The organism is Mesorhizobium sp. M0152, assembly GCF_040322415.1.
Classification (GTDB): Bacteria; Pseudomonadota; Alphaproteobacteria; order Rhizobiales; family Rhizobiaceae; genus Mesorhizobium.
On sequence record NZ_JAMYTH010000016.1, the window covers coordinates 54406 to 69904 of the forward strand.

General features: G+C 62.3%; 12 protein-coding genes and 1 pseudogene. 8 read left to right on the plus strand and 5 right to left on the minus strand.

Annotation, left to right across the window (positions count from 1 at the left end; all coding sequences use genetic code 11):
• Window position 1: 1 nt before the first annotated feature.
• From NKJ26_RS17510 to NKJ26_RS17530, 5 genes and pseudogenes are all read left to right on the plus strand, one after another.
• A pseudogene (locus NKJ26_RS17510) lies at window positions 2-1431 on the plus strand (multicopper oxidase family protein).
• A gap of 54 nt (window positions 1432-1485) precedes the next feature.
• Window positions 1486-3924 carry a heavy metal translocating P-type ATPase gene (locus NKJ26_RS17515; RefSeq protein WP_352696306.1) on the plus strand — a complete coding sequence of 813 codons (2439 nt, stop codon included), beginning with the start codon at window positions 1486-1488 and terminating at the stop codon, window positions 3922-3924.
• A gap of 41 nt (window positions 3925-3965) precedes the next feature.
• A complete protein-coding gene (locus tag NKJ26_RS17520; RefSeq protein ID WP_352696307.1) occupies window positions 3966-4526 on the plus strand; it encodes an MFS transporter in 561 nt (186 codons plus the stop codon).
• A 77-nt stretch (window positions 4527-4603) separates the two neighbouring features.
• A complete protein-coding gene (locus tag NKJ26_RS17525; protein WP_352696308.1) occupies window positions 4604-5212 on the plus strand; it encodes an MFS transporter in 609 nt (202 codons plus the stop codon).
• A gap of 62 nt (window positions 5213-5274) precedes the next feature.
• A complete protein-coding gene (locus tag NKJ26_RS17530) occupies window positions 5275-5721 on the plus strand; it encodes a pyridoxamine 5'-phosphate oxidase family protein (protein WP_352696309.1) in 447 nt (148 codons plus the stop codon).
• Window positions 5722-5849: 128 nt separating this feature from the next.
• On the opposite strand, the gene NKJ26_RS17535 is transcribed toward NKJ26_RS17530, so the two are convergent.
• From NKJ26_RS17535 to NKJ26_RS17550, 4 genes are all read right to left on the minus strand, one after another.
• The gene (locus NKJ26_RS17535) at window positions 5850-6197 is read right to left on the minus strand and encodes a hypothetical protein (protein ID WP_352603763.1); all 348 of its coding nucleotides are present in this window, start codon (window positions 6195-6197) and stop codon (window positions 5850-5852) included.
• Between the two features lie 2 nt (window positions 6198-6199).
• On the minus strand, window positions 6200-6430 hold the full coding sequence (locus NKJ26_RS17540; RefSeq protein WP_352696310.1) for a hypothetical protein: 231 nt from the start codon (window positions 6428-6430) through the stop codon (window positions 6200-6202).
• Between the two features lie 633 nt (window positions 6431-7063).
• The gene (locus NKJ26_RS17545; RefSeq protein WP_352696358.1) at window positions 7064-8392 is read right to left on the minus strand and encodes a glucoamylase family protein; all 1329 of its coding nucleotides are present in this window, start codon (window positions 8390-8392) and stop codon (window positions 7064-7066) included.
• A 59-nt stretch (window positions 8393-8451) separates the two neighbouring features.
• Window positions 8452-9096, minus strand: coding sequence for a CBS domain-containing protein (locus tag NKJ26_RS17550; protein ID WP_352696311.1), 645 nt, complete (start codon window positions 9094-9096; stop codon window positions 8452-8454).
• A 253-nt stretch (window positions 9097-9349) separates the two neighbouring features.
• Between NKJ26_RS17550 and NKJ26_RS17555 the strand changes: the two genes are divergently transcribed.
• The 3 genes from NKJ26_RS17555 to NKJ26_RS17565 are packed head-to-tail and all read left to right on the plus strand — an operon-like array spanning window position 9350 to window position 13647.
• Window positions 9350-10057 carry an ABC transporter ATP-binding protein gene (locus NKJ26_RS17555; RefSeq protein ID WP_352696359.1) on the plus strand — a complete coding sequence of 236 codons (708 nt, stop codon included), beginning with the start codon at window positions 9350-9352 and terminating at the stop codon, window positions 10055-10057.
• Window positions 10058-10062: 5 nt separating this feature from the next.
• Window positions 10063-12426: an ABC transporter permease gene (locus tag NKJ26_RS17560; protein ID WP_352696312.1), complete on the plus strand. Its 2364-nt coding sequence runs from the start codon at window positions 10063-10065 to the stop codon at window positions 12424-12426.
• A gap of 3 nt (window positions 12427-12429) precedes the next feature.
• Complete coding sequence (locus NKJ26_RS17565; RefSeq protein ID WP_352603773.1) at window positions 12430-13647, plus strand: efflux RND transporter periplasmic adaptor subunit; 1218 nt, start codon at window positions 12430-12432, stop codon at window positions 13645-13647.
• A 378-nt stretch (window positions 13648-14025) separates the two neighbouring features.
• Here the strand turns inward: NKJ26_RS17565 and NKJ26_RS17575 are convergent, their stop codons facing one another.
• Window positions 14026-15120 carry a LacI family DNA-binding transcriptional regulator gene (locus NKJ26_RS17575; protein ID WP_352603775.1) on the minus strand — a complete coding sequence of 365 codons (1095 nt, stop codon included), beginning with the start codon at window positions 15118-15120 and terminating at the stop codon, window positions 14026-14028.
• Window positions 15121-15499 lie beyond the last annotated feature (379 nt).

Sequence of the window (15499 nt, forward strand, 5' to 3'; positions counted from 1 at the left end):
TATGAAACGCCGAGATATCCTGAAGGGCGCAGTTGCAGGTGCCGCAGCTTTTGCGATCCCATCATCCTTGCTCTCGGCAGCCTCCGCCAGCCAGCCGGGCGGCCAGATGCTTGGCATCTCGCGCCGCACGATCGAGGTGAACGGTAAAGCTGCAAGCGTCTTCGGCCTGCAAAGGGCCGACGGCGCGCCTGGCCTGCGCTTGCGGGCGGGCGATGCCTTCAACGTGCTGCTTCGAAACGAGACCGCCGAGCCGACGATCATACATTGGCACGGGTTGACGCCGCCGTGGCCGAGCGACGGCGTAGCCGACGCGCCACTGCCGCTCATCGGCGCTCGCGCCGATCGCAGTTTCGATTTTCCGATCGGCGAGCCCGGCACCTTCTGGATGCACGCCCATACCTTGCAGGAACAATTGCTGCTCGCCGCGCCGCTCATCGTCGCCGATCCCGCCGATGACGCAAAAGACGAGCAGGAGGTCGTCATCCTGCTCCACGATTTCTCGTTCGCATCGCCTCAGGAACTGCTGGCTGGGCTGCAGAGCAAGAACACCGGCGGCTCCATGCCGATGGACGGCATGGATATGCCGGGAGCGAAGACCGACCCCATGGCAGGGATGAACGATGGCGGCATGACGACTGATATCAATGACATCGCGTATGACGCCTATCTGGCCAATGACCGGTCCCTGAACGACCCCGAGGTCGTGCCGGTCGAACGAGGCGGACGCGTGCGGGTGCGGATCATCAACGGCGCCACGGCGACGGCGTTTACAATCGATTTCGGGAAGCTTGAAGGCGAACTGATCGCGGTCGATGGTCAGCCTGCCGAATCGGTCAGGGGCCGGCGGTTTCCGATGACGATGGGGCAGCGCATCGACGTGCGCCTGCGGTTGCCGCGCGATCTCAGCTCCTCCTTTCCGATCCTGGCGCTGCGCGAGGGAAGCAAGGAACGGACCGGAATTTCCTGCGCCCGGCGGGGACCGCGGTAGCCAAGCTCGGGACGGCGGCTGATGTCGACGCCCCGGTTTTGGACCTGACGCTCGAGGCGCAACTTCGAGCAATCGCGCCACTTGCATCGCGCCCTGCCGACAAGACGTTCGAGATGGCGCTGACCGGCGACATGGCCGCCTATCGCTGGGGCCTCGAAACCAACGCTCCGCTCCTCGTGGACAGGGGCGATCGCGTCGAGGTCACGCTGCGCAACGATACCATGATGGCCCACCCGATGCATCTTCACGGCCATCGTTTCCAAGTGGTCGCGATTGACGGGCAACGCTTCGGGGGCGCCGTTCGCGATACCGTGCTGGTGCCGCCGATGCGCTCGGTCACCATTGCCGTGGACGCGGGCAATCCCGGCAAATGGGCATTCCATTGCCACCATCTCTACCACATGGCGAGCGGCATGATGTCGACCTTTGCCTATCGAAGCTGAGACACCGCAGCCAGCGCGAATGCCGGCACGAACCCGCGGGCACGGAGAACGATGATGAAGAAGGTCAATCTGGAAGTGCGCGACCTTGTCGGCACGATGGATTTCGCAGCGGTCGAAAAACGTCTCGCGGCTCTGCCGGGCGTCGCCGGTGTCGCCATGAACGCGGGGTCTACGACCGCGACCGTCGAATTCGACGAAGGACGGACGAGCCCCGAGACCCTTGCCAAGGAAATCGAGGTTTGCGGCTTCCATTGCCGAGGCGAGACCGTGCCCCGGCATCTGTGCGTTCCCGACGACATGACGATTCCGCCGGGGCATCGGCAAGCAACCTCCGGGCTTGTCGGGCATGATCACGCCGAGCACGATCATGGGGGGCACGCCGCCATGACCGAACCCGGTGCAGCGGGACAAAGGACGGCTGCGGCCATGCCGCACGACGCCATGGCCCATGAGATGGGACACGGCGCCGGCATGGACATGCAGGGCATGGTCAAGGACATGCGCAACCGGTTCTTCATCAGCCTAGTCTTCGCGCTGCCGATTTTCGCCATGGAGCCGATGGGCCTCGGCGAGCCCTGGCTGCGTCCGCCCTTCGGCCTCAGCGAAGACGTTGCGATGTTTTTCCTCGCCAGCGCCGCGATCCTCTACCCGGTCTGGCCGTTCCTGGTGGCCGCCTGGCGAGCCCTGCGCAATGGCGTCCTCAACATGGCCGTGCTGGTGGTGCTGAGCGTCGGCACCGGCTACCTGTTCAGCGTCGGCGCGACCTTCTTCTTCGAGGGCCAGCAATTCTACGAGGCCGCGAGCGTGCTGCTCGTGTTCATCCTGCTCGGCCATTGGCTGGAGATGCGCGCACGTGCCGGGGCATCGGCCGCAATCAGGGCCCTGCTCAACCTCGCCCCGCCCAAGGCTTCCGTTCTCCGTGGTGGCAAGGAGATCGAGGTTGCAACCGCCGAAGTCGTGCTCGGCGACATCGTGGTCCTGCGCCCCGGCAACAAGCTTCCCGTCGACGGCGAGGTGATCGAGGGCACCTCGACCATCGATGAATCGATGCTGACCGGCGAGTCGATGCCGGTGACGAAGAAGGTCGGGGACAAGGTCATCGGGGCGACGATCAACAAGAGCGGCACGCTGCGCTATCGCTCGACCAAGGTGGGTGCTGACACCGCTCTTGCCCAGATCGTCAAGCTGGTCCAGGAGGCCCAGAACTCGAAGGCGCCGGCGCAACTGCTCGCCGATCGCGCTTCGCAATGGCTGGTGCTTGCCGCGATCGTGATCGGACTTGCGACCTTCGCCGTCTGGTTCTGGTGGCTTGGCCAGCCCCTGCTGTTTGCGATGACCTTGACCATAACCGTCTTTGTCATCGCTTGTCCCGATGCGCTCGGCCTCGCCACGCCGATGGCCGTCATGGTCGGCACCGGTCTTGGCGCTTCAAACGGCATTCTGTTCAAGAATGCCGCGGCTCTCGAGGAGGCGACCAAGCTCAACGTAATCGTCTTCGATAAGACCGGCACGCTCACCATGGGCCAGCCCAAAGTTGTCGAAATCGTGCCAGCCGCCGGCGTTTCGCCGGACGAGGTTCTACAAGTCGCGGCCGCCGTGGATCAGGGCTCCGATCATCCGCTGGCCGTTGCCATCGTCGAACGGGCCAGGGATATGAAGCTTCCCAAGGTTTCGGGCTTCCTGAATATCGAAGGCAAGGGCGCCACGGCCGCCATCGGCGGAGGCCAGGTTTTCCTCGGCAACCGGCGCCTTATGGACGAGCAGAAGATCGATATTGTCGCACTCGGTGAGAAGGCCGAGGCGTTCAAGGGCGAAGGCCGCACGGTTATCCACGTGGCACGGTCCGGCAAGCTACTCGGGCTGATCGCGATCGCCGACACGCCACGCCCGACGGCCGTCGCGACGATTGCCAAACTGCACGAGCAGGGCGTGCGCGTGGCCATGCTCACCGGCGACAACGCCGGCACCGCGAAACGCATCGCCGACGCACTCGGCATCGACATCGTCCTCGCGGACGTGCTGCCAGGGCAGAAGGCAGAGAAGATCAAGAAACTGCAAGGCCAGGGCCTGAAGGTCGGCATGGTCGGCGATGGCGTCAACGACGCGCCGGCTCTGACGCAAGCCGATGTCGGCTTCGCCATCGGTGCGGGCACCGATGTCGCTATCGAGAGTGCCGACATCGTGCTGATGAAGAGCGATCCCTACGATGTGGTCGGCGCGATGACGCTCTCGCGCGCCACGCTGCGCAAGATGCACCAGAACCTGTGGTGGGCGGTCGGATACAATCTCATCGCCTTCCCGATCGCGGCAGGCGTATTCTATCCGTTCCTGCTGAGCCCTGAACTTGCGGCGCTGGCAATGTCGGGCAGCTCGGCTCTGGTGGCCATCAACGCTCTTCTGCTCAAGCGAACCAGCCTCGAAGGCATCCGGCCCGCCGCCGCATCGACGACCGAAGGCGTCGCCCATGAGCACCCGCGCGGCTCGTTGGCATGAGCGTGTCGATGCAAGCTCGCCTGCCGACGTCGAGTTGGGTCGTGGGCTCACTTCTTGCCTCGGCCTTCGTCGTTGCGCTCGGCTACGGAATTGTCTTGCCGGTCTTGCCGATGATGGTCGAGCGGCTTGCCGGGTCCACCGACCCGGCATTCAATGCGCGGCAGATTGGCCTTTTGACCGCTGCCTATGTCGCCGCGCCGGTGGGCGCCGCTTTCCTCTGGGGGAAGTGGTCGGATTCGATCGGGCGCAGACCTGTCCTTGTCGTCGGCCTGACCGGCTTTGCCGTCACCTTGGCGGCCTCGGCGCTGGCACCGAATCTGCTCGTTCTTTATGTCGGGCGGATATTGAATGGCGGCTTCGCGGCTGCCGTAGGACCAACGGCTCTTGCGTTCATTGCCGACACCGAAGGTGGGGCCGACACCGAAGGCGAGGACGATCGACGAACAAGAGCATTCGGCTGGATGAGCATGGCATCGATCGCAGGCTTCCTGGTCGGGCCGATGCTCGGCGGGCTCGCTGCGGAACTGAATTTCGACTTGGGCGTGGCGGCTGTCGCGCCGCAAGCGGTCCCTTCTTCCTTGCGTCCGGCCTCGCATCAGTAGCAGCCCTTGGCGTGTGGTTTGCGCTGCCTGACAAGCTGCCGGGGGCCCGTGCCGAGGTGAGCAAGAGCGGCTCACCGATGTTTGCACCCGGAGAGCTGCGGCTGCTCGCTCTTGCTGCTGTGGCTGCCGCAGGGCTTGGCGCATTCGAGGTCGGGCTCACCTTGCGAAACGTTGAACTCGCCATGGGTCCCGCTGCGCTCGGCCTCATGTTCGCAACCTGCAGCGTCGTGATGTTTGCGGTCCAGGGCCTCGTCTTTTCGCCGCTCGTCAAACCGGCAGCGGCAAGGTCGCTTGTGCCCCCAGCCTTCCTAGTGATGGCGGTCGGTCTGGCGGCTATGCCGAAACTTGCCGCGCTCAGGGAAATGCTGTTTGCGGTTTCTGCTGTTTCGGCTTCGGCCGGCGTGATCAGCCCGCTGCTCGCTTACTGGGTGTCGCGCATCAGCGCACGAAGCCAAGGCATGGAACTCGGCATCCAGTCGGCAGCGGTCAGTCTCGGGCTGTCAGTGGGTTCCGCGGCCGCCGGCCTGCTGTTTGGTTCCCATCGTCTGGAGGGCGCCGCCTTCCTGGTCGCAGCCGCGGCCATGGGTCTCGCCGCAATCGCAAGCCTGAGGCTGCGGCCACCGCCGGCGCCAGAGCGTCAGGAAGCGCGACCGGCCCCTGCTAACCAAACGGACGCAGCGATTTGATCCAGGTCATTGCGAGTGGAACTGCCAAGATGTGAAATGTAAGAAACAGGAGGGTCGCATCGATGCTGATCCGCACGCTCTCCACTTTGGAATGCACGAAAATGCTGGCAGCCAATCGCGTCGGCCACTTGGCATGCGCGAAGGACGGACAACCCTATGTGGTCTGCTTCAACTACGCCTACGCCGACAACCACCTCTATGCATTCTCTTTGCCGGGCAAGAAGATCGACTGGATGCGCGCCAACCCCTTGGTGTGCGCCCAGATCATCGAACACACCCAGGGACGCGGATGGAGAAGCGTGATTGTCGACGGCCGCTTTGAAGAACTGCCTGATCAGGTCGGCCACGAGCTTCAGCGCGGTCACGCGTGGTCAGTGTTGAGCAGGCATGTGGAGTGGTGGGAGCCCGGTGCGCTCAAGCCCGTTATGCCTCCCGTGTCAGATAGCTTGCCGCACGTTTTCTTCCGGATCCTCATAGAAGAGGTGAGCGGCCGGGAAGCAACTGAATAGGCTGTTTTCCATCGTCATGCATCGCGAACGGGATGCGTGTGCCGGTGGCACGGGAGAGGCCATGAATTGCGCGGGCGCGGCCCGCTTTCGACGGACCAAGCCCGCGCCCAACTCAGGCCAGTATCTTTCTATTTGCCCTGGATAAGGTCCATGACAGGCGGAAAGGTCAGTAATACGCCCACCGCCAACAAGGCGAAGGATACAGAAACCACTTTTCCCATTTCCACATTCTTCCCGGCCCATCTGCGCGAAAGGACAAACCAGGCGACTAGCCAAACGATGACCGCGCTGGTCGAGACGCCGGACAAGCCACCGGTCGGTGTGTAGAACGTGAAGAAGTGGTTGAGCGATGCAAAGGCATCCCCGGCTAGGGCGAAAATCCCCATCGCAGCACACCCAATTCCGGCGGCCAAGATTGCGGCCGCACCTGAGCCGTTGGGAATCTCGTCAGTCCTGATAGGGTTGATATTGGCCATGACTATTCGCCCTCCTGTTCACCGGCGATGATCTCGATCATCGCGCCACCACGAACCGGAGCATATTTGTTAAGAAACGCTCCGAAAGCGCCCGCTACCCCGGTCGCCACGAAGGCAACGACCGCGAAGCCGATGACGGCCGAGCGGATTTCCTTCTGCCTGGCCAAAGCCGGTCCGTATTTGGCGAAGACATAGGCGACCATCGTCATTGCAATTGGCGCAAGCCAGGCCACATGCTCCTTCCACTCCATGCCCAAGCTATGCCACGCGGATGTTTTTGGACTGGAGGTGAGCAGGAACTTCGGATAATCGGCCAGCTCGGTAACCCCTGGGGCACCGCCGCTCGATACCATGGGTACACAATGTAAGCACCCGACAGCACCGCTCCCCAGGCAAGGACGACCATTACCGAGAGATAAAGCAAAAGCAGATTGTGTTCTCTGGCACTTGGGATGGATGGGGCTCCAGGTGCAGACATTCGATAGAGCTCGGCAAGCGCTGCCGAAAACGCCAGCATGAAAAGCGCCCCAAATCCCATGCCGTGGAATACTGTCATAAGATCGCGGAAAGAGATTTCCATGACATCATCTCCTGCGTTGACAAGCTTTAATCAAAGGCCGATGGCGCGCGCTCCGCTTTGATCGGGATCAATTTGCGATATTCAGCGAAATTATTTTGAAGTTTTATTTGAACAAACTTGCCACCGCAGCTGTTGGCGGCCGGCGCTGAAAGGGTCGTGAGGACGGACCCCATTCCGCATCCGCCGAATGCGATTTCCCTCGCCGGCTCAATGCTCGCCTATTTCTCAGCCTTGGTCGTATCCACCCGAATTCAGCCCAAGCCGATCAAACAGCTGGCCAAGCCGATCAAACAGCTGGCGTCGACTCCTGATCCAACCCTCTCAACCAGCCGCCTTCAAATCCTGCCCGTTGCAGGCCATTGCGGACATAGGGGCACGAGCGCATCAACCGCCACAACAGGCCGCTGTTTTCGTTCTCGATCATCAGGACAACTGGGCCTTCGTTGAGGCCGAAGTGCCAAGGCGAAACCCACCATCCAAAGGCGTTGCCGGATGTCCCCGGATGCGTGGGATTAAAGGCTGCCTTGAAACCATAGGCTTTGGCCGCTTTGAGCTTCGCCTGGTGGATGCAGAAGCTGATCGCCGGCCGCACGATTTCCGGAGCGAACGGCAAGGAGGCAGCGACGGCCCACGGAGCGAGCGTGCCATCGTCGGGACCATACGGGACACCCCGCCCTACATAGCCCTCGAACCTGCGTTCGATGCCGTTCAGCTTGAGCGTGGAAGGGCCAGGACCCTCGCTTGCGGTAATGCCCCAGCAGTGTTCGCCGTAACCCTCAAATCCACGTGGATTATTAATGGCGTAGCGCTGCTGGACGTAGGTGGCGCGTCGGCTGTTCTCGAAATAGTCGCTCCCCTTGCTGCGCATGAAGGCATCCTGCAAGCCCCGAAGATCGATCCATACGTGCGAGAGTTGGTGGATGAATAGCGGTCCCGCATAGAGATAGTCGTAGCCGTAACAGCGCTCCCATCTGAAGGTCGAGGTCCAGGCCGTGTAGCTGCTCCAGGGCAAGGGGTGTGTCGGGGAACCCAATCCCAGGACATAGAGCAAGAGCGCCTCGTCATAGCCTTCCCAGCGATACTTCAGGAAACCGTGCTCCGGTGTCCAACCATGGGTGACGGTTTCTCCCTGGTCCTGCGCCCAGCACCAGTCGGCTCGGCGATAGAGCGCATCCGCCAAGGTGCGGATTTCCGTTTCGGCCTCGGTGTCGGCATCGAAATACTGCCCTGCGGCCAGTGCGCCCGCCAGCAGGAGCGTGCTGTCGATGGTCGATAGCTCGCATTGCCAGGCCCGCCGGCCGGTTTGCATATCCAGAAAATGATAGTAGAAGCCACGATATCCCGTGGCGTCCGGCTCCGGGCCCTGTGGACTGTTCCAGAAGAAACGCAGCGTTGCCAAAGTGCGTTCGACGGCCGCGCCTCGCGCCATGAATCCGCGCTCGACTCCAACCGGATAGCAAGCCAGCGCCAAGCCGGTGGCCGCGATGCTTGCGGGCCAATTCGCTTCGGTCTTGTCCAGAACGAGACCGTTGGCAGGGTTCGCCTCATGAATGAAGTAGTCGAATGTCTCCCGCTGCAGCGTAGCCAGATCGTCTTGCTCGGCAGACATGTCCATCAGGTGGTTGGCGTGCGAAGATTGCGATTGCACCAAGGTATTTGCCCACGAAGCGTTGCTCACGGACGCGCCAGATGCAGATGGTCGAACACACCTTTGACGCCCCTGACGCCCTCGGCAACCACGCGGAGGGCATCCCGTTCACTCTGCGACGAGACCGCTCCCGAAAAATGGACCAGACCATCGCTGACCGTGAGCGTTAACGCGTCTCCTTCGACGCGTGCGTCCTCTCGCAACCGTGTAAGAATGCTGCGCCGGATCGCATCGTCACCTGCCGCCGTGGCGTCGTCGAATTTCGCCGCAATTACGACGCGCAAAAGGTCGGCACGGCTGACGACGCCTGCCAGGCGCTGCCCCCTCATGATCGGAATGCGCTTGATGCCGTGCTCCCGCATCAGCGCGGCAATTCGCTCTATCGGAGTTTCCTCGTCGGCCGCGACGACATCTGGACTCATCAGGTCCGCAACTTTCCAGCTGTGTCCCTTCACATAGCTACGCGCGTCATTCGGCGAGATCGCTCCGGCACCGAGTTCCGACCTGCCCAGGAAATCGCCTTCGCTCACAATCCCGACCAGGCGGCTGTCGTCGTTGACGACCGGCAGGCCGCTGATGCGATGATCCAGCATGATCTGGGCGGCGTGCCTTACGCTATGGTCGGGCGACACGGTAACGACCTTTGCAGTCATTACATCCTTTGCTCTCACTGCCTCATCCCCAGTCAGTTCACGTGAACGGGCGCCGGAGCACCGATTGACGATATCTTAGCGTGGCTGCCCACGATTTCATTTGAGGCAAATCAAATACCGATTCCGATCCGGTCCTCTTGTCGATAGACGTTCAGGCACGCATTACGGCCTTGGGATTCCCGTTTTGATTTGCATCAATGTCGCGCTCACCTCGACGGGCGACTGTGGCATTCGACACGAAAAGTGCCTCGAACATCCCACCCCAGCGGCCATGGCTGACAACGTCTTCACTGCAAGAGCGCTGACCAAGACCTACGCGTCAGGTGAGACGCAAGTCTTTGCATTGCGTGAGCTGGACCTTCAGATTTTCGCCGGAGAGATGGTCGTCCTGCTTGGTCCTTCGGGCAGCGGGAAGTCGACCCTGCTCAATATCATGGGCGGGCTTGACCATGCGACGAGCGGCCAGCTGTTCTTCGGGGATCAGGAACTGACCAATCTGGACGATCGGGGGCTGACCGCCTACCGACGCCAGCACATCGGGTTCGTTTTCCAGTTCTACAATCTGATCCCCAGCCTGACGGCTTACGAGAATGTCGCTCTTGTCACGGAAATTTCCGACCATCCGATGCGCCCGGACGAGGCCCTGGCGCTAGTCGGACTCGAAGCGAGGATGCATCATTTCCCGGCTCAGCTCTCCGGTGGTGAGCAGCAGCGCGTGGCCATTGCCCGCGCGATTGCCAAACGTCCGGATGTGCTGCTCTGCGACGAGCCAACCGGCGCTCTCGATTCCAAGACGGGCATTCGGGTGATCGAGGCGTTGCTCGGCATCAATGCGCAGCTTGGCACCACGACACTGATCATCACCCACAACGCCAGCATCCAGGATGTCGCCGACCGCGTGCTGTTTTTCGCCGACGGCCAAATCTCCAGAACTGCCAAGAACCAGGTGCGCCGGACTGCCGCCGAGCTTGTCTGGTGATCCGGATGCGCGCGCTCGACATCAAGCTTCTTCGCGACTTCGGCCGGCTCTGGGCGCAAGCGCTGGCGATTGCGCTCGTCATCGGCGGAGGCGTGGCGACGCTCATTCTCGCGGTCGGTTCCTACCGTTCCCTCGACGAAACGCGCACCGCATACTACGAGCGCTACCGGTTTGCTGACGTCTTTGCCACGGTGAGCCGCGCGCCAAGGACCCTCGTCAACCAGATTGCAGAGATTCCTGGCGTTGCTGCGGTCGACGCGCGAATAGCGAAGCTCGTGCTTATCGACATACCGGGCTATCTGGAGCCGGCGACGGGCGAAGTGATTTCCCTGCCGCGGAGCGATGGCGCTTCGCTTAACCGGCTCTACATGCGCGTTGGTCGCATGCCAGAGCCTGGACGAGCCGAAGAGGTCGTCGTGAACGAAGGCTTTGCCTTGTCACACGGCTTTCAGCCTGGGGCCCGCTTCTCGGCAATATTGAACGGCCGAAAGCGCGAACTGACGATTGTCGGGATCGTGCTGTCTCCCGAGTTCATCTATGCGGTCGGACCCGGCGATATCATGCCGGACGACCGCCGCTTCGGCCTTATCTGGATGTCGGAAAAGGCGCTGGCCAGCGTCTATGACCTCGACGATGCGTTTTCGTCCGTTTCGTTGAAGCTGCTGCGTGGCACGTCCGAGAGCGAGGTCATGATGCGTCTCGATGCGATGCTTGAGCGATACGGTGGGCGAGCGGCCTATGGCCGAAAGGACCAGACCTCGCATGCCTGGCTTAACCACGAACTCGACATGCTCAACAATATGAGCCGGACGCTGCCACCGATTTTCCTTCTGGTGTCGGCATTTCTGGTCAATCTCACGCTCAGTCGGCTCGTTGCTCTGGAGCGCGAGCAGATCGGGCTCATGAAGGCGCTGGGCTACAACAACGCCAGCATCGTCACGCACTACCTCAAGTTCGTCATCGCCATCGTGATGATCGGCATTTTGATCGGCAGTGCAGCGGGCACCTGGCTGGGCATGCGCATCACCGGTCTTTTCGGAGACTTCTTCCATTTTCCGTTCCTCGTCTTCACCAAGAGCCCGGACCTCTACGTCATTGCCGCCGCGCTCAGCCTCATCGCAGCAATCATCGGGGCGGTCCGTGCACTTCGGGAAGTCGTGCGATTGGCGCCTGCCGTCGCGATGCAGGCGCCAGCGCCTCCGCGCTATCGGCGACTGCTGCCTGCGAGCTTCACGCTCGACAGGGTCATCTCGCAGCCGACCACAATGATGTTGCGCAACATCACTCGCCATCCGCTCAGATCTTTATTCACGACGCTTGGAATTGCACTGGCGACAGCCATCCTGATCGTTTCCCTTTTTACAGGCGATGCGATGGAGCAACTCATCGACGTGACGTATTTCCTGGCCGACCGACAGGACGCCACCGTGAGCTTTGTGGAAAAACGCCCGCTGAACGTCGTCCTGCAGATCGCGCGGCTTCCGGGCGTTCTCGCCGCCGAGCCTTACCGTGAGGTGCCCGTTCGCATAAGGAACGGAAACGTCGAGCGCCGGATCATGATCAGCGGCAGGCCGCGCGACGCCGATCTGAACCGGATTATCGATGTCGACCTGCGTCCGGTCGTCCTGCCGGAAGCGGGCCTGGCGATTTCGAGTATGCTTGCCAAGATTCTTGGCGTGAGGGTCGGCGATTCCGTCGAAGTCGACCTCCTCGAAGGAACGCGGCGGACCGTTGTCGTTCCTGTGACAGCCCTGGTCGAAGATTATTTCGGCATCCGCGGAATGATGGATTCAGAGACGCTCTCACGCCTGATGCGCGAAGCGCCCTCGGTGAACAGCATCAATGTCAGCCTCGACCAGCGCAGCCGGGACGCGTTCTATGCTGCTATCAAGGACATCCCCATTGTCGGTGGTCTGGCACTGCAGCGTGTGTCGCTTGCGAATTTCCGCAAATTGGTTGCCTTGCTGATCGCGACAATGGCCAGCATCTACACCGGGCTGGCTGCCGTCATCGCGTTCGGTGTCGTCTACAACAGCGCCCGGATCTCGCTTTCCGAACGGGCGCGGGAGTTGGCCAGCTTGCGCGTCCTTGGCTTCACCCGGAGTGAAGTGTTGCGCATCCTCCTGTTGGAACTCGCCCTGCTCACATTGATCGCGCAGCCGCCTGGATGGCTCATTGGCTATGGTCTTGCTGCGATCATGCAGAAGAACCTGGCCGGCGAACTGATGCGGGTGCGCCTGATCGTTGAGCAGTCCACCTACGTCTTCGCCAGCACGATCGTGATCGCCGCGGCCGTGCTTTCCGCGCTCGTCGTTCGCCGAAGGCTCAACGAGCTGGACCTTGTCACCGTTCTCAAGACACGGGATTGAACCATGCGCGCGATCTGGATGAAACGAACGGTGGGAATTGCGGCCTTGCTGGCGTTGGCTGCCGGCGCTGTCTGGTTCGCATGGCCGCAACCGATTGCAGTGGATCTGGCAACGCTGACGAAAGGTCCAATGGAGGTCACGATCGATGACGAGGCGAAAACGCAGGTGCGTCACGTCTATACGGTGTCAGCCCCGATTGCCGGCAAAGTCCTGCGGATCTCTCCACCCCGCCACATCGGAGACCACGTCACCAAGGACGAAACCGTCATGGCGGTGATGCAACCGACGTTGCCGAGCTTTCACGATGCACGCACGCATGAGGAGCTGCGGGCGGCGTTGGCTGCGGCCGATGCGACGGTAAACCTTGCGGCAGCCGAAATACGCCGTATCGAGGCCGCGCTTGTATTTTCGCGAACGGAGCTCGGGCGGGCCGAAGCGCTTGCCCGCACCGAGGCGATCTCTCTCAAAACCCTCGACGGAGCCAAGTTCGACGTCGAAACCAATGATGCGGCCCTGGCCAGTGCGAAGGCTCAGCTGGAGGTCCGCCGAAACGAGCGTGGCAGCGTTGCAGCCCGACTCGGTGAACAGTCGGGCGCCGCGCCGGAGCCAGATCCCGCCTGCTGCATACAGTTGCGCGCTCCCGTGACGGGCAGCGTCCTGAAGATCATCCAGGAGAGCGAAGGAGTGGTCCAGGCCGGCGCACCGCTGATCGAAGTCGGCGATCCGCTCGATCTCGAAATCGTCGCGGACCTGTTGTCGACCGACGCTGTCCGGATCAAACAAGACGCGCCCGTTTGGATTGACAATTGGGGTGGCCCGCCAATCCAGGGCCGCGTCTCCCGCGTCGATCCCGCCGGTTTCACCAAGGTTTCCGCACTTGGCATCGAGGAACAACGCGTCCGCACGACCATCGACTTCACCGACCCTCCCGCGAAATGGTCGGCTCTGGGACACGATTATCGGGTGATCGTGCAGATCACGATCTGGAAAGCCGATGACGTCCTGACCGTGCCGGTGGGCGCACTGTTCCGAAAAGGGAACGACTGGGCGGTATTCGCGCTCGAGGATGGCCGCGCACGCGCAACCATCCTAAAGGTCGGTGAGCGAAACAATCGGACGGCGGAGGTTCTGTCAGGCCTTGGTGCGGGCGATCGTGTGGTGCTGCACCCGAGTGACAGAGTAACGGATGGTGTGACCGTAGCGGAGCGCAGTGTTCAATAGGCTGAATGGCAACCTGGAGTAGCTCTTAGGCTTCATGTTCAGACGGATTTTCGCAAGTGGGCGCGCCATCATTCGAAGTGATCGGCCTGTCGCACGAGATGGCAGCCGACCGCGGCTTCGAGGGCAACAGGCTTATCAAGGTACTTCGTGCGGGTCGTCACGACAGGCTCCTAAGCGAGCCTTCGATCTCGCGCGCGCGCCTTAAAGTTCGCGGCGACCCTCGAGGTATTCCAGAACCGGCAGTCCGATCGGATGCCCCCTCCTTGCTGTCGGCCAAACGTAGGAAACTACCCTCGACATCGACTTCGCCGCGACGCAGACCGATGACCTCGCTGCGTCGGCAGCCGGTCAGGGCGATTTCGCCAACCACGACGGCCCTTACACTGCCCCCTTGATCGTCGCGACACTCTCCCTTTCCACCAGCGGGCACTCCAGCTTGGTGATCGGATACCGCCCCCGTCCCGCCGGCGCTTCGAGCTGTTCGATCGCCCATTGGCCCATCGCCATGTGCGGCAGGATCGAGGTGGTCAGCGGCGGGAAAAGATGGCGGGCGATCTCCTCGTCGTCGTAGCCGACCACGGAAATGTCTTGCGGAATGTGCAGGCCGGCTTCCTTCAGCGCTTCGTAGCAGCCGATCGCGGTGCGGTCGTTCTGGCAGAAGATGGCGGTCGGGCGGTCCTTGAGCGCCAGCAGCTTCACGGTCGCGGCGTAGCCGGCGCTGGCCGACCAGTCGCCCTCGACCACCAACTCCGGATCGAACGGGATGTCGGCGGTTGCGAGCGCGCGGCGATAGCCCTTCAGCCGGTCCTGCGCGGCCTGCATCCACGGCTCGCCTGATATGGTTGCGATGCGGCGGTGACCGCGGCTGATCAGATGGCGGGTGGAACTCTGGCCGCCGGCGATCTCGCTCGGCACCACGGAAGGAAAGGCATAATCCGCCGTGTAGCAGTTGAGCAGGATCACCGGGATGTCGAGGCCGTAAAGATAGTCGGGCGCCGTGATCTCGCGGGTGAAGATGGTCATGTAGATCAGCGCCGAAATGCCCCGCCTGGTCAGCGCCGAAATGGCGCGCGGCTCCATCACGGCGTCGCCCATGGTCTGCGCCACCAGAAGCACATTGCCGGCATTCCAAGAGGCCTGGCGCGCGCCCTCGATGGCGACGACGGCCTCGGGACTGGTGGCCAGTTGGTCCACGACGAAGCCGATCACCCCGTCGGGCCCCTCGAAGGCGGCAACCGGCTCGCGCAGCGCCGGGAAGGCGGGCGCGCTGTAGCCCAGCGCCCGCGCCGCCTCGATCACGCGTTCGCGGGTCTGCTGGGACAGACGGATGCCGGGCGAATTGTTGAGCACGAACGAAACGGTCGCCTGCGAGCAGCCGGCGGCGCGGGCGATGTCGGTCATCGTGACGCGACCCCTGGCGCTTTTCGCCGCCGCCTTGCGCCGCCTTGCCGTATCGTCCATCGTCTCGCTCATCGCGTTCGTGTCCCCGGTCTCGGGCCTGCTTGCCGGCGGCCGACAAGCCGCGTGACGTCGCCGATTTATAGAAAACCGCCGCGGCGTTTATAGCTATTAGCAGCTTCGTCGCCGATGGGCCATGCAATCCTGAGTCCCGCGCGAAATACAGGGGACTGCCGGGCTTGGACTCCGTGCGGGACGGCGGTGCCGCTTGGCCGACGCGCGGCGAGAGAGGCCGGATGCCCTCGCAAGGCCGCCAACTAATACTGTTTACTAATACAAGGATGCGCTGTACCGTCAATCCGTCGCGTCCGGCCCTTTGGGTCTGGGGTGGCGAGAAAGCGCGCGTAAACGGCCCGACGGCAAGCGGATATTGCCCCGCAAGCCTGGTCTCGGA